14 protein-coding genes are annotated in these 20938 nt (G+C 63.7%); 4 read left to right on the top strand and 10 right to left on the bottom strand.

The genetic code is table 11. The features are described 5' to 3' along the window. Positions 1–36: 36 nt before the first annotated feature. Positions 37–513: a GtrA family protein gene (locus tag ACFVTD_RS01220; protein ID WP_387556926.1), complete on the bottom strand. Its 477-nt coding sequence runs from the start codon at positions 511–513 to the stop codon at positions 37–39. A 102-nt stretch (positions 514–615) separates the two neighbouring features. Between ACFVTD_RS01220 and ACFVTD_RS01225 the strand changes: the two genes are divergently transcribed. Beyond that, the gene (locus ACFVTD_RS01225) at positions 616–2172 is read left to right on the top strand and encodes a DUF2142 domain-containing protein (protein WP_387558917.1); all 1557 of its coding nucleotides are present in this window, start codon (positions 616–618) and stop codon (positions 2170–2172) included. A gap of 65 nt (positions 2173–2237) precedes the next feature. Here the strand turns inward: ACFVTD_RS01225 and ACFVTD_RS01230 are convergent, their stop codons facing one another. From ACFVTD_RS01230 to ACFVTD_RS01240, 3 genes are all read right to left on the bottom strand, one after another. Next, positions 2238–4208, bottom strand: a complete 1971-nt coding sequence (locus tag ACFVTD_RS01230; RefSeq protein WP_387556929.1) for a glycosyltransferase — start codon at positions 4206–4208, stop codon at positions 2238–2240. Then, entirely contained in the window at positions 4205–5392 is a 1188-nt protein-coding gene (gene glf / locus ACFVTD_RS01235) for a UDP-galactopyranose mutase (protein ID WP_387556932.1), read from the bottom strand. Before glf ends, ACFVTD_RS01230 begins: the two co-directional genes overlap by 4 nt. Before the next feature lie 123 nt (positions 5393–5515). Continuing rightward, positions 5516–6100 (bottom strand): acyltransferase, encoded by a 585-nt coding sequence (locus ACFVTD_RS01240; protein ID WP_387556935.1) that lies wholly within the window; start codon positions 6098–6100, stop codon positions 5516–5518. A gap of 178 nt (positions 6101–6278) precedes the next feature. On the opposite strand from ACFVTD_RS01240, the gene ACFVTD_RS01245 reads away from it, so the two are divergent. Next, positions 6279–10355, top strand: coding sequence for an FtsK/SpoIIIE domain-containing protein (locus ACFVTD_RS01245; RefSeq protein WP_387556938.1), 4077 nt, complete (start codon positions 6279–6281; stop codon positions 10353–10355). 57 nt (positions 10356–10412) lie between these two features. On the opposite strand, the gene ACFVTD_RS01250 is transcribed toward ACFVTD_RS01245, so the two are convergent. Then, positions 10413–10784: a hypothetical protein gene (locus tag ACFVTD_RS01250; RefSeq protein WP_387558920.1), complete on the bottom strand. Its 372-nt coding sequence runs from the start codon at positions 10782–10784 to the stop codon at positions 10413–10415. Positions 10785–11127: 343 nt separating this feature from the next. Between ACFVTD_RS01250 and ACFVTD_RS01255 the strand changes: the two genes are divergently transcribed. Beyond that, positions 11128–11376 carry a WhiB family transcriptional regulator gene (locus ACFVTD_RS01255; RefSeq protein WP_003804966.1) on the top strand — a complete coding sequence of 83 codons (249 nt, stop codon included), beginning with the start codon at positions 11128–11130 and terminating at the stop codon, positions 11374–11376. A gap of 149 nt (positions 11377–11525) precedes the next feature. On the opposite strand, the gene ACFVTD_RS01260 is transcribed toward ACFVTD_RS01255, so the two are convergent. From ACFVTD_RS01260 to ACFVTD_RS01275, 4 genes are read right to left on the bottom strand one after another with little or no spacing between them, the layout of a single operon-like run. Next, positions 11526–12992: a sensor histidine kinase gene (locus tag ACFVTD_RS01260; RefSeq protein WP_387556940.1), complete on the bottom strand. Its 1467-nt coding sequence runs from the start codon at positions 12990–12992 to the stop codon at positions 11526–11528. 27 nt (positions 12993–13019) lie between these two features. Continuing rightward, entirely contained in the window at positions 13020–17873 is a 4854-nt protein-coding gene (locus ACFVTD_RS01265) for an NAD-glutamate dehydrogenase (protein WP_387556943.1), read from the bottom strand. Between the two features lie 56 nt (positions 17874–17929). After that, positions 17930–19234, bottom strand: a complete 1305-nt coding sequence (locus tag ACFVTD_RS01270; RefSeq protein WP_387556946.1) for a CpaE family protein — start codon at positions 19232–19234, stop codon at positions 17930–17932. Further along, a complete protein-coding gene (locus ACFVTD_RS01275; protein WP_387556949.1) occupies positions 19231–19872 on the bottom strand; it encodes a hypothetical protein in 642 nt (213 codons plus the stop codon). The genes ACFVTD_RS01270 and ACFVTD_RS01275 overlap by 4 nt, the downstream gene beginning before the upstream one ends. A gap of 151 nt (positions 19873–20023) precedes the next feature. On the opposite strand from ACFVTD_RS01275, the gene ACFVTD_RS01280 reads away from it, so the two are divergent. Beyond that, on the top strand, positions 20024–20239 hold the full coding sequence (locus ACFVTD_RS01280) for a helix-turn-helix domain-containing protein (RefSeq protein WP_018768505.1): 216 nt from the start codon (positions 20024–20026) through the stop codon (positions 20237–20239). Positions 20240–20244: 5 nt separating this feature from the next. On the opposite strand, the gene ACFVTD_RS01285 is transcribed toward ACFVTD_RS01280, so the two are convergent. Beyond that, a complete protein-coding gene (locus ACFVTD_RS01285; RefSeq protein ID WP_387556953.1) occupies positions 20245–20850 on the bottom strand; it encodes a hypothetical protein in 606 nt (201 codons plus the stop codon). Positions 20851–20938: the final 88 nt, after the last annotated feature.

A 20938-nucleotide genomic window follows, 5' to 3' on the forward strand; every position in this document is an offset into this window, starting at 1 on the left:
ACGTGCGTTGATCCCAAGCTGCCCAGCCAGCCCGTGCTAGGCGTTGGCGGGCTCGGGCGTGCGCTTGAAGATCCAGTGCCGGTACAGGAAGTAATTCCACGCCGTGGTAAGGATGGTGGCGGCAGTCTTGCCAATGACGTAGGTCCATCCCACCGCGTCAAACCCGGTAACGATGAGGTCGCTGACAACGATGTTGAAGATGACCAGCAGGATGTACTTCATTGCGCTGATGCTGCCGCTGTTGTTGGCGCGGAAAGTGAACAAGCGCTGCAGGAGGAAGTTGAAGACCAGGCTCACAATAAACGCTATGGGCGTCGCCAGCCATAGCGGGACGTCGAAAATCTCGTGCAGGACGGCCAGCAGCCCGAGATCCAAGGCAAAGGAGACGCCCCCCACAAGGAGGAACCTGACCACCGGGTGCCGGTAGAGCCCCATGACCATGCCCGGAACAGCTGGAGCAGCCTCGACGGGGGTTTCCGGTGATGAAGACGTGCCTGACGGCGGTGTTGGCATCGGTGGGTGATCCTCTCAGCGTTGCGGAGTGTTCAGCCTCTGCACAGCCCGCCTCCAAGTATCCTTAAAACTATCATGCCGAATTCCGCTCGCTCCTTGCCCATGCCCAAAATCAGGCCCTCCGCTTCCCGGGGCCTCCCGCCGTCGCCACTCCGGGTCCTCATCGTTGCTTGGCTGATCTTCGGCTCCATCGGCAGCGTCTGGAGTTTCGCGTCGCCTCTGATGTCAGTCCCTGACGAACCCGCGCACGCCATTAAGGCCGCTGCCGTAGCCCGGGGGCAACTTATGGGTACCGGGTCCGGAGTGCAGGGCGATCCGTTGGTTGTCCAAGTTCCGGGATACATTGCCAATCTAAATGTCCGCAGTTGCTTTGCCCAGCATTCGAACATCACGGCGGACTGCGCGCCGCCGGTTGACGCAACCGACCGCGGTTGGACGGCAGGAAAAACGTCTGCCGGAAACTATAACCCCGTTTATTACGCGATCGTCGGCATGGGAAGTCGTGGCCTCAGTGGCGAGCCGGCAATCTACGCGATGAGAATCATTAGCAGCTGGCTCGTCGGATTTTTCCTGGCAGCAATATTCGCGGCTGCTTTCTCGCTTCGCCACTTCAGGCGGCCTGTCATAGCCGCTGCTGTTGCCCTGACGCCGGCAGTGTTCTTCCTTTCCGGATCCATCAATCCCAATGCCCTTGAGATAGCAACCACCGGTGCCGTCTTCCTCAGCCTGTGCGCCGTCTTTGAACAGGTCGCCGGCAGGACGTCGCCGCAACGGCTCCCGCTGGCTCTCCTGACCCTGTCAGCATCGCTCCTTGCCCACACACGACCGCTTTCACTGCTGTGGCTGGCGCTTGCCGCGGTTGCCGCCGTGCTTTGCTACGGCCTGGGGACTCTTATGAAGACCCTCGCCCAGCGGAGCTTCCAAATAGCCGCGGGCATCGTTGCGTTGTCGTGCGCGTTCGCTCTTTGGTGGGTTTTCTCCGCCAGGAGCTTTGACAGCCTTCTTGCGGGCGCGCCCATGCAGGCAGAGGATGCGGCCGTAGCCATGCTGGATAAGACAGTGTTCTTCATGGTCGAGTACGTCGGTGTCCTCGGCTGGATCGACACCATGCCGCCGCCGGGCACACTCTACGCCTGGGTACTCGGATTCGGTGCCCTGCTGTTTCTCGCCTACACGGCACGCCCTGTGCGCGGCCGCTGGGTCATGGCCCTGCTCACGGTCACCGTAATCGCGGTGCCCACCGCGCTCCAAGCAAGTTCGAGTGAAAAGCTTGGGTGGATCTGGCAGGGCCGCTACGCACTCGCCATGGTGGTGACCTTGATTCTGGCAGCCGGGGTGACCACCCGGTTCCGCCAGTTCCGGATCACCCCGTGGTCCAGGTCCATGATTCGCTGGGGCCTGGTTTTGGGTGTCCTGGCCCACACATACATCTTCCTGGAAGGTCTGCGGCGCTACACCATCGGCATTCAGGACCACGTCAACTGGACTGAAATGTTTGACCCCCGTTGGCAGCCGCCCCTGACCTGGCAGGGCCTCGCCGTCATCTACCTCGCACTCCTGGCAATCGGTGCGGTGTGCCTGTACCGCCTGCTCACGGCGAAACGCGCAGAACCCAGCCCGGCGCGTGCATATGCAGTATCCGCTGTGGACCGGGCCTGAGCCACATCTAGAACGCAAAACGGCTGCCGGATGCGTCCGGCAGCCGTTTCGTTGTTTGAGTGCAGCTACCCGTTCCCGTGGAAGGTTTTCCGCCACGCCTCCATCGATACCAGTTCCGGAAGCGCGGCGCGATAGTCCGCCGCCAGCGCGTCCCAGGTCTTGTAGAGCGCCGCATGCTGAAGGGCGGACTGACGAAGCATGGCCTTGAGCTTCTTTGGGTCGCGTTTGTACCATGAAGCCGCCGTACCCTCGGCATTGGAAACTACGACGGAATCGAATTGCGCCGTCCGGAACCACCTGTTGTCCACGTGGGCCAGGTAACCCTGCGGGCGTTCCAGCGAGTCCGCTGAGGGTTGCTTGAGCAGCTGCCGGGCCACTGTCGTCAGGCCCCACTTGACCATGTCCTTCTTTGCGGGCATCTGGCTGTCGGACTGCCCCGAAAGTCCTGCACCAAGGGAAGGTGCAGGGAAATCGTCTACGTCTTCACGGAGCTGCGCATCGGGGAAGGAGTCCCGCAGTTTGTTGATGCTGGCCAGCTTGGTGGCGAGGGACGGATGCAGGTGGGAGGGGCCGGTCAGCAGGTCCGACCGCCCCGTCAGCCGGTTCTGCACGGTGAAGTACTGAAGCGAAACGAGGTGTTTCACGTCTTCCTGGAAGGATTCCCGCAGGACGGAGCCGCCCTTCGACTCGGGGCTGTGAAGCAGGGCAGTTATCAGGCGGTTGCGGTTGTGATAATACGCCTGCCACCCAACCAGGTCGTCTTTATCAATCCACGAGATGTGCCAGAGCGCCGCGCCGGGCAACGATACGGTCCGGTAGCCGGCGGCCCGGGCGCGCAGCCCATATTCCGAGTCGTCCCATTTAATGAACAACGGCAGCGGAAGGCCGATGTCCTGGATGACGGAAGTGGGTATGAGGCACATCCACCAGCCGTTGTAGTCGACGTCGACGCGCCTGTGCAGCCAAGGCGTCTGCCGGAGGTTCGACACACTGAAGTCGTGCCGCATCTGCATGTCCTGGTGCGGCTGGCTGGGCGAAAACCGCCGGGAATCAATCGTCTCGCCCATCGAATACAGGGTGCTGCGGCTGTATAGATCGAACATGTGGCCGCCCACGATCATGGGCTTACGGCACCGGCCGGAAAACGCCATCATGCGCAGGACGCTTTCGGGCTCCATCACGACGTCGTCATCAAGGAGCAGAACGTAATCGCTGCCGTTTTCCACGGCCTCATACATTCCGCGTGCGAACCCTCCGGAACCACCCAGGTTCGCCTGGTCAATCACCCGAAGCTTCGGGCCGATGCTGGCTGCAACTTCGGCGAAGCCGGGGTGATCAGCCACCTTGACGGTGCCCTGATCGACAATCAGTACTTCCCGGGCCACCTCAAGCGCTTCCGGGTGTTCTGCCAGGGCACGGACGTTTGAAAGGCAGAAGTCCGGCTTGTTCATCGTGGTGATCTGAATGGTCGCGGTTTCGAGCGGGCGGTCTGCGGACACCCCCTCCCAGCGGGCCTCATTCAGCACAAGGTCACCCTTGCTGGAGGCCAGGTCAAACCAGTACCACCCACCGTCACCAAAGGGTTTAATGGAAAGAATAAATTCAGTCCGGGAGTCGCCGTCGACCCGCGTACCATCCACGCGTTGAACGGAGCCGCGCGCGTTGGATTTGTATACAGTGATGGTTCCATGGCCGGACGTCTCGACCACGAGGCGTACCTCGCGCAGGTGCGTCCACCGGCGCCAGTAGCTGGCGGGAAATGCGTTGAAATACGTACCCAGCGAAATTTGCTCGCCTGAGCGCACGCGGATGGAGAACCGAGACAACAGGTCATCGAAGTGGATTTCCCGCTGGCTGGCGCCAACCAGCTGCAGCTTGTCCTCTGCACGTTTGGGATTCCGCGCCGACTCGTCGCTTTCCCGGAATCGTACCCCTGTTGCCGGGCCGGGGTCAGCATAGAGCGACATCGTGTCGACTCCGGACTCCGGCGGGAAAATCACCCGCTGGAGCGTCGCCCAGCCCGGCGAACCGCTCATGCGTCCACTCCCCCGCTTTCAAGCTGAACGCCGCTTTCGAAGTGCGGCCGGATCTTGTTGTCAAACATGCTCAGCGCGGCTCCGATGGCCATGTGCATGTCCAGGTACTTGTAGGTGCCCAGCCGGCCGCCGAAGAGGACGTCCTTCTCGGCTGCTGCGAGGTCGCGGTACTTGAGCAGGCGCTCCCTGTCAGCCGATGTGTTGACAGGGTAGTAGGGCTCGTCACCCTTTTCCGCGAACCGCGAGAACTCACGCATGATGACCGTCTTTTCGGTCTGGTAATCGCGCTCGGGGTGGAAATGGCGGGGTTCGATAATGCGCGTGTAGGAGACGTCGTCGTCGTTGTAGTTGACCACTGAGGTGCCCTGGAAGTCACCCACCTCAAGGACTTCTTCCTCGAAATCGATGGTTCGCCACGACAAGTCTCCCTCGGCGTAGTCGAAGTACCGGTCAACCGGGCCCGTGTAGACAACGGGAATGTTGCCGACGACCTTGTTCTTGCTGAATTCGTGCGACTCATCGAAGAAGTCGGTATTGAGCCGCACCTCGATGTTGGGATGCTCCGCCATCTTTTCTATCCAGGCGGTGTAGCCGTTGGTGGGCAGGCCCTCGTACTTGTCATTGAAATAGCGGTTGTCGTAGTTGTACCGCACGGGAAGCCGGGAGATGATGCCTGCCGGCAGGTCCTTGGGATCCGTCTGCCACTGCTTGCCGGTGTAGTGCTTGATGAAGGCCTCGTACAGCGGGCGGCCAATCAACTGGATGCCCTTGTCGTTCAGGTTCTGGGGGTCGGTTCCCGCCAGCTCGCCGGCCTGCTCCTGGATGAGCTCCCTGGCCTGGCCCGGTGTGAGGTTGGCCCGGAAGAACTGGTTGATGGTGGCGAGGTTGATGGGCAGGGAATAGACCTCGCCCTTGTGGACGCCATAGACCTTGTGGACGTAGTCAGTGAAGGTAGTAAACCTGTTGACGTACTCCCACACACGTTCGTTGGAGGTGTGGAACAGGTGGGCGCCGTACCGGTGGATCTCAATCCCGGTCTGCTCTTCCTTTTCGCTGTACGCATTGCCGCCGATGTGGTGGCGGCGGTCGATGACGACGACCTTCAGGCCAAGCTCAGTGGCGGCCTGTTCTGCGATTGTCAGGCCAAAAAAGCCGGACCCTACGATGACGAGGTCAGCGGTCACAAAATCTCCTGGTTCGAATGCGGGCCGCGCAAGAGTGCGCATTGTCTGCTGATCCAGCCTACCTGAGGGACTGCCGGGCCCGTCGAATCAGTGCGCCCGCTGTGACCCGGCACACAAGCCCCATCAGGTGGGGCGCAACACCCCTCCACTCTCGAAGTATGCGTCCCCAGTTGCCGGGCAAATCCACCGGTCATCCTCCCGTTGGAGCGGTCGGCCGGCCTTACCCACCCATCCGATCCGGCGTGCAGGAACACCCGCGACGAGGGCAAAGTCCGGGACGTCCTTGGTGACGACGGCGCCTGCCGCCACCATCGCCCACGCGCCAATGGTCAGGGGTGCTACACAGACGGCCCGGGCGCCGATGGCGGCTCCCCGCCTGATGGTCACACCTACTTTGTCCCAGTCATCCTCCGTCTTCAAGGCCCCTTCCGGGGTCACCGCACGGGGAAAGACATCATTGGTCAGCACTACTGCCGGCCCAATGAAAACCCCGGCCTCCAAGACTGCAGGCTCGTACACCAGTGCGTAGTTTTGTACTTTGCAGTTCTCCCCCAGGATCACTCCCGGCCCAATATAGGCACCGCGGCCTATAACGCAGTTGTCCCCCAGCCGCGCCGCTTCCCTGATTTGGGCAAGATGCCATACCTTGCTGCCGCGGCCTATGTACGCCCCGTCATCGATGTCAGCGCTGTCAGCAATCGTGTTCACAGGACTCCTTCGCTGCTGCCGGAGCGCGGGCAAGGTCCGGCGTGTAGTGATCCTAACCGGCCTGTCACTGCCAGCGGACCACTGAAACCGCATGTTTATCCACATAGGCAGCCAGGCTCCTGACGGCTGCTGCGGCCGGTGGCTAGCGTGTGGGTACATGCACGAAGGATCCCAACCCATGATGCTTAACTGCACACTGGTGGACGGCCCCGGATCATCGCGGGGCCAGGCACCCGTGGAACTGTCCATCAGCGCCCCGGCCGGCACGGCAGGGTCAGTCATTCACGAACAGTTGGTCCGGAAATTCCGTTGCGGCATCGTCACCGTGAACGGAGAGGACCTGCGTTCCCTGGTCCTCGGCGTGGCACCCTTTATCGAGGCGGCGGTCCTTGTCGATGGCGGCGCGCTCCTTCCAGGCGAACGGACTCGCCGCTGTCCGGATCACGGGACGGCGCCTTCCCTGGTGCTTGCCGTCAACAGCGGACCAGCAGCGGGCACGGTCGTTCCCTTACGGCGGGGCAGTTACAGCATCGGCAGGAGCGGAACGCGGATAGCCATCCCGGACCCTGAACTGTCGCGAGAGCACGCACGGATCGTGGTCAGAGACACCGAAATCCTTGTGATGGACCTGGACAGTGCCAACGGCACCTTTGTCGATGGTGAAAGGATCCAGACCAAAGTTATTTCCACGGAGTCGAGCGTCAGGTGCGGGCAGTCAACCCTGTCGCTGGTCTTTGCAGAACCGCATATACGGGCTCTGGCTGACGCCGGATCCTCGGTGACAGAGCCCATCGTGGTACATGGCCGCGCAAACGCCGGCAATCGGACGGCCCTGGTTCTGGCTGCGGTCCTCCCGCTGGCAATCGGAGTGCTGCTGGCCATATTGACTGGAATGTGGATGTTTCTCGCCTTTTCCGGGGCGTCCGTAGTGTCTGTCCTGGTGCCTGCGGTCACTGGCAGGCGGGAGAAAAGGGAGTTGACCACGGCCACGAATGCGGCCGTTGCGGAAGACCGGGAACGCCGACGACGGAGCGCCCCTCCCCTGTCCCTCGTCGCATTGGCCGCACAGCCGGCAGATGGGACGTCCGGTCCGGGCGCCGGCGGCGTGTGGTTGCGGCTGGGTCAGGCAGAACAGGCAGCCAATGTCAGGGTTGAAGGGCAAGGCTCTGGTCGTGTGGTACCGCATGCGGGCATGGTTCCGGTCGTCCTCGATCCGGACTGCCAGTTCACTGCCGTGAGCGGTCCGCGGTCCGCCACCGACGGCGCAATGCGGTCCGTCCTGATGCAACTGGCGGGGTATCCGCGTGCAGCGGGGACGCATGTTCTCATCCACGGGAAGCCGGAAAGCGTTCCCCTCGCCGCCCGGTACCTGCCCCGGGTAGCCCTGGCCGCAACGGCAAACGCGGCCCTCGGTGTTCTGAACAAAGGGCGTCCCCACGGTTGCGGGCGCGGTGTCCTGCTGATCCAGGGGGAAAGTCGGGCCGGAGCCGTTGACTTGTCAATACGGGATGCGGCTATCCAGCGGGGATGGCAAGTGCTGGAGTTCCAGCCCCGGGACGGGGCATCGTCACCTTCCAACGTCGTCCTCTCTGAACGCAACTCTGTCCTGGTCCAAGATCTCCGCGAGACCACCTTCATTCCAGATCTGGTTCCGGAGGCTGTATTCACTGATTTTTGCCGGCACATGGCGGGCACCGGGGCGCAGGACAACCACCGGCCGGGCTCCATCCCCGCTGCCTGCGGCCTTGGCGAAATCCTGCCATTAACGCCCGCGGCCACTGCAGACCGCTGGAAGTCAAGCCTGTACAGGGATGGATTGGCAATACCGCTGGGCATCTGCGCATCAGGAACCAAGACCATTGACCTGCAGTACGACGGGCCCCACTTATTGGTGGCAGGCACCACTGGCTCCGGGAAGTCGGAGCTGCTCCGGAGCCTCACCCTGGCACTCGCCCTGAGCTATCCGCCCGAGCGGATCAATTTCTTCTTCATCGATTTCAAGGGCGGTTCAGGACTCAGCCCGCTCAGTGGCCTCGTCCACTGCGTGGGACTCCAGACCGACCTGGCCGGTTCCGATATGGAACGAACGCTGATCTCGTTGCGCGCCGAGCTGCGCCTCCGGGAGAAGTGCCTTGCCGACGCCAACGTTCCGGACATTGCCGCGTACCGTACTACCAGCGCGGCGAAGGATTTAGCCCTCCCGCACTTGGTCATTGTCATCGACGAGTTCAGGATGCTGGTCGATGATCTGCCGGAGGTACTCCGTGAATTACTGAGAATAGCGTCCATCGGACGCTCCCTAGGCATCCATTTGATCATGGCAACCCAGCGGCCGCAGGGAGCACTGACCGCGGATATTCGCGCGAATGTGACCACAAGCATCGCCCTTCGCGTGCAATCCGACATGGAGTCGGTGGATATCGTTAATTGCACAAGTGCGGCCGGGATCAGCGTTGACGCCCCCGGCCGGGCTTTCCTTGTCCGTGGAATGGAGGCCGCCGAGGAGTTTCAGGGGGCGTCCCTGGTCGCGGCGGGAGCGGGCCAGGGACCGGGTTTCGTGTCCGTCCGCACGACCATGGACTTCCTGGCCTGCCAAGTGTCCGGGCCGGCCAACGCACCGGCTCCTGTGCCAACTCCCGCGCAGGCAGTGGAACCCCTGGTGGCAATGGTGCGGAACCTCTTCACCAACGAGGGCAAGGACGCTCCGAGGAGGCCTGTTGCCCCTGCCCTGCCGGAGGATCTGGAAGAACCTGCTCCCGGCTCGTCGCCAGGCTCCGGTGTCCACGGCCCTCGGGCCCCGGAACCCACGGACCTGGCCCCCGGGGTCTGCCTTGGCCTAATGGACAGGCCGGAGGAGCAGCGGGTAGAAGCCCTGGTGTGGGATCCCGCCCACCACGGCCACGCGGCGTTTATCGGCAGCCCCGCGTCGGGCTCCCAGGCTGCCTTGGAACTCGCCGTCCGTAAGCTGATCACCAGGCCCGAGGAAGCCCACTTCTACGTCCTGGACGCTGGGGGAAGTTTCTTCGAACTGGCAGTCGCGGGCCGGTTGGGCGCCCGGGCCGGACTGGATGACCTGCGGCGAGGTGCGCGCATTCTTGAGCGGTTGGCCGGGGAACTGGGCCGGCGGCGGAGCCATGCAGCTCACGGGCAGGTGCGTATTGTCCTGGTCGTTTCAGGCTGGGGATCCTGGGTGTCGGCTTTCCGTTCGGGGCCGCTGGCCTGGGCTGAAGACCTGGCGCACGACCTTGTCCGGGACGGTGCCAACGCAGGACTCACGGTCCTGCTCTCCGGGGAACGGGAACTTGTCACGGCCAGATTCTTCGGTGCCGTACCAAACCGTTTCTACTTTCCAGCCGGTTCCACCGAGGAGGGCCGCGCCATGTGGCCCCGCATGCCCTCGGTGCCCTCCGCCGAGGGACGGGCTGTGGCCTTCGGGCCGGTCCCAGGCGGCGGCCCGGCAACCTGCCAGTTTTATCGGAGTCGTGCCCCGGAGTGGCGGGTCGAAGGTGCCCCGGAGTATCCCGTTGCCCTGGTACCACCCATCCGCGTTGAGCCTCTTCCTGCGCTGGTCACGGTCCGGGAAGTCGAAGCGATGGCACTGCCGGCGGTGGCACAGCCGCCATCAGTTCCGATCCCCGCAGGTCAAGGCCCCTCCGCCAGCGACAGCGGGACAGCTAACACTCAGGTCCGTGCCGTGCAGCGCGACAGGTTGCTGGGGGTGTCCGGCGACGACGTCGCCCCGGCGTTCCTCCGAGTCCCGGGCAACGCGGTAGTGGCAGTCCTTGGCAGCCCGGGAAGCGGTAGGAGCAACACTCTGCGCGCTATGCAGGCGCTCAATCCATCCGAATTGTGGTGTGCACATCAAGGGCCGCCGCACGCCACGAACGAATTTTGGGCCGGGATCCTCCGGCAGGCCGAAGACAGGTCCTTGCCGAAGGAAACAACACTGCTCGTTGACGATGCCGACCAAATTGCACCGTCGGCGCTAAAGGATCTGGGTCAACTGCATTCCTTGGGCTATTCCCTGGTGATGTCTGCTGCCTATAGTCCCATGCTCTTTCAGCGCGTCCCCCTGATGATGACCGCCCGGGCTGCCGGAATCGGCCTATTGCTGGGCCCGCGTTCCATGGCCGACGGCGACCTCTTTGGCGTCCGGTTCGAGGTTGAAGCCAATGCCCTGCCGGGACGGGCTGTCCTGATCTCCGGCGGCCGCGCCGTCCCGATCCAGGTGGCTTGGGCCGGGACGGACGGGTGATGGCGTTCCTTGGCCCCGCCGGGGCCGGTTGTTGCAGCGACGAAAGCGTGCCGTGGATCAGAGTGTTGGGGGCGCGCTGCCTGTGCGGGAGGCGTGGCTGACAACCTTGTTGGTGAACAGGAAGATGATGGCAATGACGGCAGGAACCAGCATCGCCAACCCTGCCAGGACCAGTCCGCTGGTTAAGGTGGGCACGCCAATGGTGAGGACGAACAACTGGGCCACCAGCGCTGCCGCCCTGGTCCAGCGGTATCCGCGGTAGAGGAACACCGCGACCGCGTAAAGCCAGGCGGAGAAAGCGAGCAGGAGGCCGAGGGTGAAGACCGCTCCCCAAAAGGACAGCACCGGGCTGCCGCTGAAGAGTTCGTAGGCATACCAGCCGGCCGCCGCAAGGAGGGCCGTTGCCTCGGCACCAGCAATGACTGCCACCGCTGTCGCGGCGCCCGGTACGGGGCCGCTCCGCGAACCAGCGCCGCCGCCGGGGCTGCCGGGATCGCTGGAGGAGGACGGAGTACCTGCTGGGTTTGCCGGGGGTCTTGACACACTGGCACCCTACCGGACATAGTCGGACACTGGTGAGGGCCGGAGCCGCCACTGTGATGCATCGCTCAGGTTTCAGGGGATATCAGGTGTTATTACCCCTTGTTTACACAGCGTTAACATGACAGGCTTGATGCAGATGACCAAGGGGGCCCAGAGGGCCCTTTTCCTTTGTAGCCACTAGTGAATAATTTCACAAAGGCACTTCCCAGAAATGGAGCTACTGATCAGCATGGATTGGCGTAACCGCGCAGCGTGCCTCGACAAGGACCCGGAACTGTTCTTTCCCGTAGGGAACACAGGACCGGCCCTGCTGCAGATCGAGGAAGCCAAAAGCGTCTGCCGCCGGTGCCCCGTTGTCGACACCTGCCTGCAGTGGGCCCTCGAATCCGGCCAGGACGCCGGCGTCTGGGGCGGCATGAGCGAAGATGAGCGCCGTGCCCTCAAGCGCCGCGCTGCCCGCGCACGCCGCGCCTCCTAAAGCCTTAACACCGGCATAAAGGTCGTCCGGCGGGACACCGTTTAGACGCACAGAGGCCCCGGGACTATCCAGAGATGAATAGTCCCGGGGCCTCTGTCAATTTCACTCCCCGGCTGTGGCCAGGGCGGCGCTGGCCGGACCTTGGGCTCCTACTTGCCGGCCAGGCTCAGCCGGATCTTGACCTCGGTGCCACCGCCCTCACGGCGCTCCCACGTAATCGTGCCGCCCAGCTCACTGGTGACGAGGGTCCGGACGATCTGCAGGCCGAGGCCCTCCACGTGCGGTGTCTGAGGAAGTCCCACGCCGTCGTCGGCAATGGTCACCGTCAGCTCCTCACCGTCTTCACCTTCGGATCGGTCGGCTACGAGCCACACTGTGCCGGCCCTCCCTTCCAGGCCGTGCTCCACAGCATTGGTAACCAGTTCGTTGATGACCAGTGCAAGCGGAGTAGCAAGATCGCTGGGGAGTTCCCCGAAGCTGCCGGAGCGTTCGGTCCTGACCTGCTGCGAGGGGGAAGCCACTTCAGCGGACAGCCGGAACTGGCGCCCGATCAGTTCGTCGAAATCGACACTTTGCGTCAGCCCCTGGGACAGGGTCTCATGGACCAACGCAATGGTGGCCACCCGCCGCATCGCCTGCTCCAGGCCTTGCTTCGCTTCGTCGCTCACCATACGCCGGGACTGCATCCGCAGCAGTGCGGCAACGGTCTGCAAATTGTTCTTGACGCGGTGGTGGATTTCGCGGATGGTGGCGTCCTTGGTCACCAGCTCCATTTCCCGGCGGCGCAGCTCTGAGACATCGCGGCAGAGGACCAGCGCGCCGAACCGCTGCTGCTCATCGCGGAGCGGAATGGCCCGCAGGGACAGGCTTACTCCCCTTGACTCAATCTCACTGCGCCAGGGCATGCGGCCGGTAACGACAAGCGGCAGGGTCTCATCGACCAGCCGGCGGTCCTTGAGCAGGCCAGCGGTGACTTCAGCCAGCGAACGACCTTCCAGGGACTCCCCGTCACCCAACCGCCGGAAGGCTGAGACACCGTTCGGGCTCGCGTACTGCACCACGCCGTCGGCATCCAGCCTGATCAGCCCGTCCCCCACACGCGGGGCGCCGCGGCGGGATCCCGTGGGCGAGGCAAAATCAGGCCAAAGACCCAGCGTGCCCATCCGCAGGAGATCGTAGGCGCACTGCCGGTAGGTCAATTCCAGCCGTGACGGCATCCGTGAACTGGAGAGGTCCATGTGGGTGGTCACCACGGCGAGTGTCCGCCCGTTGCGCACCATCGGGACCGCCTCGACCCGCAGGGCCATCTCGCTGTTCCAGTTTGTCTCGCTGGAACGCTCGATGGACCTGCTGTTCCAAGCCTTATCCACGAGCGGCTGCAGGTCGGAACGGATGCCCTCACCGACGAAGTCGCTGTGGAACGCCGTGTGCGTGGTGGAAGGACGCACATGGGCCAGGGCAATATAGCCAAGCTCCGGGTGGGGGAACCAAAGCGCCAGGTCGGCGAACGCAAGGTCCGCGACCATCTGCCAGTCCCCCACCAGGAGGTGCAGCCACTCGGCATCGCCAGGCCCGAAATCAGCGTGTTCCCTGATGGGGTCCGTAAAGATTGCCACTGCACCTCCATTTACGGCGCCAAATGCCTAGCGCCGGACGATTGACCTCAAGAGCCTCAATGCTACCGACAGCGAGGCCATATCGTCGGCCTCGAGCGCGTTCACCTCGTCGAACATGCTCTTTGCCCGGCCCAACTGCTCGGCGTTTTGCGCCTCCCAATCCTTGAGCCGTGCGTCCGGCGACTCGGCCGTAAACGTGGCGTCCAGCACCGCCGTCGTCATATCCGACACCGTGGAGTACAGGTCATCGCGCAAGGCTGCCCGGGCCAGCGCCTGCCACCGGTCCTGCCGGGGGAGGCTGCTGATCCGTTCAAGGAGTGAGTCCGCGTGGAACCGGTTGAATACGGTGTAGTAGACCGCCGCAATGTCCTCCACCCGGTCTTTCCGGGAGCGGGCGATCTTGGCGATGTCCAACAGCACAAAGCTCTCGAACAGCTCGGCCCAGCGCAGGGCAAGGCCTTCGGGGAGTTCCCACTCCCGGCCCTTGGCCAGCCATGCCGCCACCCGCTCGCGGTCGTCCCCGCGGAGGTAGTCCAGGAGCCGGGCGCGCATAGGATCCATCAGCGGCTTGAACTCTGCCACAACCTCGGCGATGGGGCGCGAGACACTTTCCTGGCTGAGGAGCCAGCGGACTGCCCGGTCGAGGAGCCGGCGGATGTCGAGGTGGACAGTGCTCCAGTGCTCCGTGGGGAAGGATGCCGGCAGGCTGTTGAGCTCCGCCACCATCGCATCGAGCTCGTACACCTCGCGGAGCGCCACGAAGGCCTTGGCAACGGCTACTTCGCTGGCGGACGTTTCCTCCATGACCCGGAACGCGAAGGTGATGCCGCCGAGGTTGATCATGTCGTTGGCCACCACCGTGGCGATGATTTCGCGCCGCAGCGGATGGGTGTCCAGGTCGGCGTCGAAACGCTCACGGAGCTGGTGGGGGAAGTAGGAACGCAGGGTGTCCCGGAACCAGGGGTCATCGGCAAGGTCGCTGTCCCGCAGGGCCGACGCCAGCTCGATCTTCGCGTAGGCGGCCAGCACGGACAGTTCCGGAGACGTCAGTCCCTGGCCCTGCTGCAGCCGTTCCCGCAGCGTGTCCGTAGTGGGCAGCGCTTCAAGGTCGCGCTTCAGGTCGGCGGTTTTCTCCAGCCAGTCCATGAGCCGCTCGTAGCTCGGGCTCCATTCCGCCACGCGGGTCCGGTCGTTCAGGAGCAGGATGTTCTGGTCGATGTTGTCTTCGAGGACCAGGCGGCCCACTTCATCGGTCATGGCGGCAAGGAAGTCTGCGCGTTCCCCGGCCGGCAGCTTGCCGGCCGCGACCATTCGGTCAACGAAGATCTTGATGTTGACTTCGTGGTCGGAGCAGTCCACGCCGGCGGAGTTGTCGATGGCGTCGGTATTGAGGATGACCCCCTGGAGGGCTGCCTCAATCCGGCCGCGCTGGGTCATTCCCAGGTTCCCGCCTTCGCCCACCACCTTGACCCGCAGGTCGCGGCCGTTGACCCGGATGGCGTCGTTGGCTTTGTCGCCCACGGAGGCGTTGGACTCGGAAGACGCCTTAACGTAGGTCCCGATTCCGCCGTTGTAGAGCAGGTCGGCCGGCGCCAGCAGGATGGCACGCAGGAGCTCTGGCGGGCTGAGCTCAGCGGTTTCCGCCGGAAGCCCCAGCACGGCCCGGACCTGCGGCGACACGGGGATGGACTTGGCCTGGCGGGCGAAGACACCGCCGCCTTCACTGATCAGCGACTTGTCGTAGTCGTCCCAGGAAGACCTGGGCAGGTCGAACAGCCTTTGGCGCTCCGCGAACGAGGCTGCCTCATCGGGGTTGGGGTCCAGGAAGATGTGCCGGTGGTCAAATGCCGCCAGCAGGCGGATGTGCCGGGACAGCAGCATCCCGTTGCCGAACACGTCACCGGACATGTCCCCCACGCCAACCACGGTGAAGGGTTCGGTCTGGGTGTCCAGGTCCAGCTCGCTGAAATGGCGCTTCACAGATTCCCAGGCACCGCGGGCGGTGATGCCCATGGCCTTGTGGTCGTACCCAACCGAACCTCCGGAAGCAAAAGCATCGCCCAGCCAGAAGCCGTACTCAGCGGACAGCCCGTTGGCTATGTCAGAGAAAGTAGCCGTTCCCTTGTCTGCCGCGACCACCAGGTAGGAGTCGTCGTCGTCATGCCGGACAACGTTCGACGGCGGCACAAGCCGCTCGCCGTCGCCTTCAGTGAGGAGGTTGTCGGTGAGGTCGAGCAACCCGCGGATGAATGTCTTGTAACTTTCAACGCCTTCCGCCATCCACGCCGCCCGGTCCGTGGAGGGATCCGGAAGCTGCTTGGCGAAGAAACCACCCTTCGCCCCCGTGGGCACGATGACGGCATTCTTGACAGTCTGGGCCTTTACCAGGCCCAGGACCTCCGTGCGGAAGTCCTCCCGCCGGTCAGACCAGCGGAGCCCGCCGCGGGCCACCTTGCCAAACCGAAGGTGGACACCCTCGACCCGGGGTGCGTAGACCCAGATTTCGAACATGGGCCGGGGAAACGGCAGGCCTTCGATCCGGGCAGGATCCAGCTTGAAGCTCAGGTGCGGCTTGTCCTGGTAGAAATTGGTCCTCAGGGTTGCCTCGATGAGGTTCACAAAGGTGCGCAGCACGCGGTCGGCATCAAGGGTGGCGACCTTTTCGATGGACGCCGCCAGCTCCTGCCGCACGGACGCCTGCGCCTGAGCGCGTTCGCTGTCACCGATGGAGGGATCGAAGCGGGCTGCGAAGAGTGCGGTCAGGCCCTCGGTGACATCGGGATTGGCAAGGAGTGTATCTGCCATGAAGCCGAAGGAGCTGCTGTTGCCCATTTGGCGCATGTAGCGCGCGTAGGCCCGCAGGACCGTGATCTGCCGCCAGTGCAGCCCTTCCCGCAGCACCAGGCGGTCGAAGTTATCCGATTCCGAGGCACCGGTGACAGCCGCGCCGAAGGAGTCGGCAAGGAGGCCGCCCGTAGTCAGCGGATCGACTCCCGCCGGGTACTTCAGACCCAGGTCGTAGAGGAAGAAGTCCCGGTGGTCTGCTGTTTCGATTTCAAAGGGGCGCTCGTCCAGGACCTCGAGGCCAAGGTTGTGGAAGAACGGCAGAATCTGGCTCAGGCTCTTGGGTTCCAGCATGTAGAGCTTGACCCGGGCGTCCTCCTCAAGAGTCGCCCCGGCCCCTTCAGGAAGGTATACGTGCACACCGGGGCGGTCCTGCCGGGCGCCGGCATTCCGCTCTGCGGCGGCCCCGTACTTTTCGAACCGCGCAATGTCTTCGAGGGCATCCTCTACTTCATAGTCCACCCGGTAGCTTGCAGGGAACGCTTCGGCCCAGGTCGCCGCGAGTTCTTTGGCCTCGGCGGTGTCCCGGCCCTCGCGCAGGACCTCGGCGATGCCTTCACTCCACGACCTTGCTGCCCGGACCAGCCGCGTCTCCAGCTCGTCGCTGTTGACGTGGCTCACATCGGCATCCTTGGGCAGCCGGATCCGGAAGAACAGCCGGGCGAGTGCCGATTCAGTCATGCGGGCTTCATAGTCGATAGAGACTGCCTGGAAGGTTTCCCGCAGTTCCTGTTCGATGCGGAGCCTGACGTTGGTGGTGTACCTGTCCCGGGGGAGGTACACCACGGCAGACATGAAACGGCCGTAGATATCGGGCCTCAGGAACAGCCGGGTGCGCCGGCGTTCCTGCAGTTTCTGGATTCCGAAGGCGGTCGCAGCGAGATCGGGGACTTCGATCTGGAAGAGTTCGTCGCGCGGGTACGTTTCCATGATTCCCAGGAGGTCCTTGCCGGAATGCGAGTCCGGCGGGAAACCTGCGTTCTGCAGCACCGCGTCCACCTTTTCCCTGACGATGGGAATATCGCGGACGGAACCCGCGTAGGCGCTCGTGGCGAAGAGCCCGATGAAGCGGCGTTCACCGTTGACGTTGCCCGCGGCGTCAAAGCTCTTGACGCCGATGTAGTCAAGGTAAGCGGAGCGGTGAACCGTGGACCGCGAGTTGGCCTTGGTGATGACAAGGGCGCGCTTCTCGCGGGCCTTTTTGCGGCCCGTGTCGGTGAGGTGCTGGATGTGGGGCGAATCCGCGGAGGCCCGGAGCAGGCCGAGGCCGCTGTCCTCGCGCAGTTCGAGGACGTCTTCGCCATCAACGTTGAGCAGGTCGTATTCGCGGTAGCCAAGGAACGTGAAGTTCCCGTCGTCGAGCCACCGGAGCAGGTCCTTGGCCTGCCGCAGTTCAGCGATCTGGGCGGAGTTGGCCACCCGGTCCAGGCTCTCGGCGATCTCCAGCGCTTTTTGGCGCATCCTGGGCCAGTCCTCGACGGCCGCCCTGACGTCGTTCAGGACGCGGGTCAGGCCCGCGAGCAGTGCGGCCTTGGCTTCGTCGGAGACGCGGTGGATTTCGACGGCGATCCAGGACTCCATGTGCGAGGCATTTTCGCCCTGCGCGATGAGATGGGAGAGATTCGGCATGGCCGCTGTGTCGCCACTTGAAATGCCCAGGTGGGCGGGAACCCTGTTGACCTTGACCAATTCGCCGCTTTCCCGGTTCCTGGTGGCCACAAAGAGCGGGTGGACTACCAGCCTGATGGCGGCATGCTGGCGGACGAGCTCGGCATTGACGGAGTCGACAAGGAACGGCATGTCATCGGTGACGACAAAGATAACGCTGCTGTCTTCTTCGTCGATGATCGATACATTTGCCTGTCCGGGCTGCCGGACGAACGCCGCCCGGCGGTGCTCGGCGGCGCGCGCCTCCAGGACATTCTGGGGGTAGCTTCGGGCATCTTCCTCAGCCAGGTGCTGGTAGTAGTCCCCCATAAAGCCTTCAAGGCCTTCAATGGACAGGGGCTGGTCCTCCACACTGGATCCAGACGACATCGACAAACGCCTCCATTAGAGATATTCGCTGCACCCTTGCAGCTCTTATGGCGAGCCTAGTCCTTTGCCCTCCGCCGTGGTGTGGAAGAAAATACAGAGGATTTCGTTTTTCGCTGGTCGGGTGCACAAACAAGTTGGCGGATTGCACGCCGCAGCGCCGAGTCCGGAGAAACTTCAAGAAGCAGGGACCCCGCCAAAAGCGCAGCGTCGGCGGCTTCGGGATCGTAGGGCAGGAAGGTCCTAAGTTCCGAGGCCGGGCCATAGCGTTCCCAGGCATCCCGTAACTGGCGTTCCGGTGCCCTCCCTACGGATGAGGACCGCACCTTGTTCATCACTACAATCGGCGACGCCTGGGGCACGGCGCCCTCGAGTTCAGAGAGGGCACGCACCATCCGTGGTACCCCGACGGGATCGGCCGCGCCGATGGCGTACACTGAGTCGGCCAGTTCCAGCGGTCGCAGGGTGGCCGCATTCCGCCGGGGCGCCATGGTGTCGAAGCTCAGTTCTTCATCCGCCTCGAGGCAAAAACCGGTGTCGACCACCACAACCTCGGCAATCTGCCGGGCCCTTTCAAGGACGAGCGCCAGCGCAGTGGTCCGCAGTTCGGTCCATCGATCGGCCCGGGTTATGCCCGTCAGCACCCGGAACGTCCCGGACGCCGTGGCCACCGTGGCGGCCACATTCCGGAGTGCGTCTAAGTCCAGCAGGCCTTGGTCTGCAAGCCGGCACGCCTGGGCAAGTCCGGCTGACTCATCCAGAAGCCCAAGCACCGCGGCGATGCTGGCCCCGTAGGTATCGGCGTCGACCAGCAGGACATCCCGGCCTTCGGCGGCCATCTCCCCGGCGATGTTCACGGCGACCGTCGTCCGGCCGGGTGACCCGGCAGGACCCCAAACAACGATCAGTTCGCCGGAGAAGCGGGCCTCCGCGTCGGCGTCAGGCTGCACGGGCTCTGCGGCCAGGGCGGCCCCCGTGTCAGCGGCCGCACTCACGTTGGCGGGCCGGACCATACCTGTCAGTTGGGCGACGGCGTCGGCGATCCGGTCCGAAAGCTCCGTGGCCTCCACGCCTGTCAGCGTCGAGGCCACCCCAATCTTCCGGAGCCGGGCTGCCTCATCGGAGTCGTCCGTCAGTGCAATGACCGCCACCCCAACAGCACCGAGGCGGTCGACGAGGGAAGCTGTCAGGCCCTCGGACCCCTCGGAGACCACGGCAGCCCGTGCAAGTCCGCTTTGGCAGGCCGCAAGAAGCTCGGGAAGTTCCGTACACCTCCGAACCACCGTAACGGGACCGTGAAGCCTTTCGAGGCCGCCCACCAAATCTTCCTGGCGTTGGCCAACGGTGACCACCGGGATACTCATCGGACGCCGCCCGGATTCCACACAACGGATATCTTGGCGTCATTGGCCTGGGCACCCAGCAGCGCCGGCAATTGCTTATCCTCCACCAGCACCATCAGCACCGTTATCTTGGACGAGCCAAGGGCAGTTGAGCCAGTGGTGACCTCAGCAATTTCGGCACCGGGAAGAATCAGCTTTGGCTCGCTGAATCCGTTCTTGGCATCAGGTTGCGCCACCCACACGTCAACCCTGGCACCTGCAGTTGCCTGCGACGGCAATGTCTGCGCGATGTTGAGGGCAACGGGCTTTCGGTCCAGCCGGTCCGCACTCCCTACGCTTGCCCTGGGAACCAATTGGTCCTTGCCAATCCGCTGGACGGCGACAACATCCTGTGGCAGGCCGTCAGCGACGGTGATGTAGTGCTGTTCGGTATCACCCAGGCGCACCTTGGCGCGGATCACGTTCTCCGGCGTCAATCGCTCCCCCACAGCAATGCCGTCCTTCGCGGCGAAGACCTCCGTGGTGCGGTCGGCACTCCCCACCAGGAAGGTAACGCCCGCGACGGACACCAGGACCAGGAGAACGCCCACCAGCAGCCGGGGGTCCTTCCAGGATGGGCGCTTCAACCGTGGTGCAGTGGCGCTTGAATCTGGAACCATACCGCTCTCCCCCTACGTATGCGGACCTGCCCGTTGTGGCCGGACTCCTCATTGTTACCGCAAGGCCCGGCGAACAAAAGTCATTTACTTAAATAGTGACCATCTGTGGAAAACAGGCACAAATGACGCCAGATGATGGCAAAATGGATCCATGCCACGGTTCCTCACGCTCGCGGACGTCGCTGAGCAGCTCCAGATCAACTCCCCCGCCGCTTACGCCTTGGTCCGCAGCGGCGAGTTGAAGGCCATCCAGGTGGGCGGCCGCGGGCAGTGGCGCGTGGAAGAGAAGATGCTGGAGCAGTACATCGAGGAACGCTATGCCGAGGCCAGCCGTATGATCCAGGAGTCACGCTCCAAGTCGGTGTGACTCCGCTACACGGAACCGGCCTTAGGTGACCTGATCATCGCCAGGGAAATGAAAGGTATGGCTGACACCTGGCCCACGCTGTGGTTCCTCCGGGCCTCCCCCGGGCTGACCATGGCCAAGTCGATGTAGTCCCCGCCAACCCGGTCGATAACTCCCGTCAGCCGTCCAGTCCCACGGTCAAGCGTCACAGTTACCTCCGCCCGGTCGCGCGCCAGCGCCCGCAGGGAATGCGCCAGTCCTATCGCGCGACGGACTGCTGAGTTCTCCTGGCGGACATGCCTGCCGAGACCCACGTACCGCACTGCCGCCGCGTAGGGAACCAGTACCTGATGCCGGTCTTCATCCAGGACCAGGGCATCTGCCCCGACGTGGGTCAATTCGCCCACCGCGGACTCGCCGCACGCCAGGTGGACCCCGATCCTGCAGCCAAGAACCGCGCGCAGCCTGTCTTCGAGCCGCAGGCCAACCATCTCGGCCCGTGTCCGCTCGCTGACCTCTCCGTCGAGGGCCAGCCGGTCGGCCTCCGCCAGCTGGCTTTCCAGGTCATTGAAGAGGGCATCCCAGCGCATCCCGCCAGCGTAGGGTGCGCTGCGTCGCCAGTCAACGCGCATCTTTTTCATTCCAACGTCTGGACAAACCCAATTCAAGCGGTTCAAACTGATTCAAGCAACATCAAATTGCATCAAATGATGACAAGGG

It is taken from the genome of Pseudarthrobacter sp. NPDC058119, from assembly GCF_042884655.1.
In the GTDB taxonomy this organism is placed as follows: domain Bacteria; phylum Actinomycetota; class Actinomycetes; order Actinomycetales; family Micrococcaceae; genus Arthrobacter.

Bases quoted from the DNA above. Each gene is read 5' to 3' on its own strand.
- ACFVTD_RS01220 (WP_387556926.1), bottom strand. From the start codon at position 513: ATGCCAACACCGCCGTCAGGCACGTCTTCATCACCGGAAACCCCCGTC.
- ACFVTD_RS01225 (WP_387558917.1), top strand. From the start codon at position 616: ATGCCCAAAATCAGGCCCTCCGCTTCCCGGGGCCTCCCGCCGTCGCCA.
- ACFVTD_RS01230 (WP_387556929.1), bottom strand. From the start codon at position 4,208: ATGAGCGGTTCGCCGGGCTGGGCGACGCTCCAGCGGGTGATTTTCCCG.
- ACFVTD_RS01245 (WP_387556938.1), top strand. From the start codon at position 6,279: ATGATGCTTAACTGCACACTGGTGGACGGCCCCGGATCATCGCGGGGC.
- ACFVTD_RS01255 (WP_003804966.1), top strand. From the start codon at position 11,128: ATGGATTGGCGTAACCGCGCAGCGTGCCTCGACAAGGACCCGGAACTG.
- ACFVTD_RS01265 (WP_387556943.1), bottom strand. From the start codon at position 17,873: ATGTCGTCTGGATCCAGTGTGGAGGACCAGCCCCTGTCCATTGAAGGC.
- ACFVTD_RS01270 (WP_387556946.1), bottom strand. From the start codon at position 19,234: ATGAGTATCCCGGTGGTCACCGTTGGCCAACGCCAGGAAGATTTGGTG.
- ACFVTD_RS01275 (WP_387556949.1), bottom strand. From the start codon at position 19,872: ATGGTTCCAGATTCAAGCGCCACTGCACCACGGTTGAAGCGCCCATCC.
- ACFVTD_RS01280 (WP_018768505.1), top strand. From the start codon at position 20,024: ATGCCACGGTTCCTCACGCTCGCGGACGTCGCTGAGCAGCTCCAGATC.
- ACFVTD_RS01285 (WP_387556953.1), bottom strand. From the start codon at position 20,850: ATGCGCGTTGACTGGCGACGCAGCGCACCCTACGCTGGCGGGATGCGC.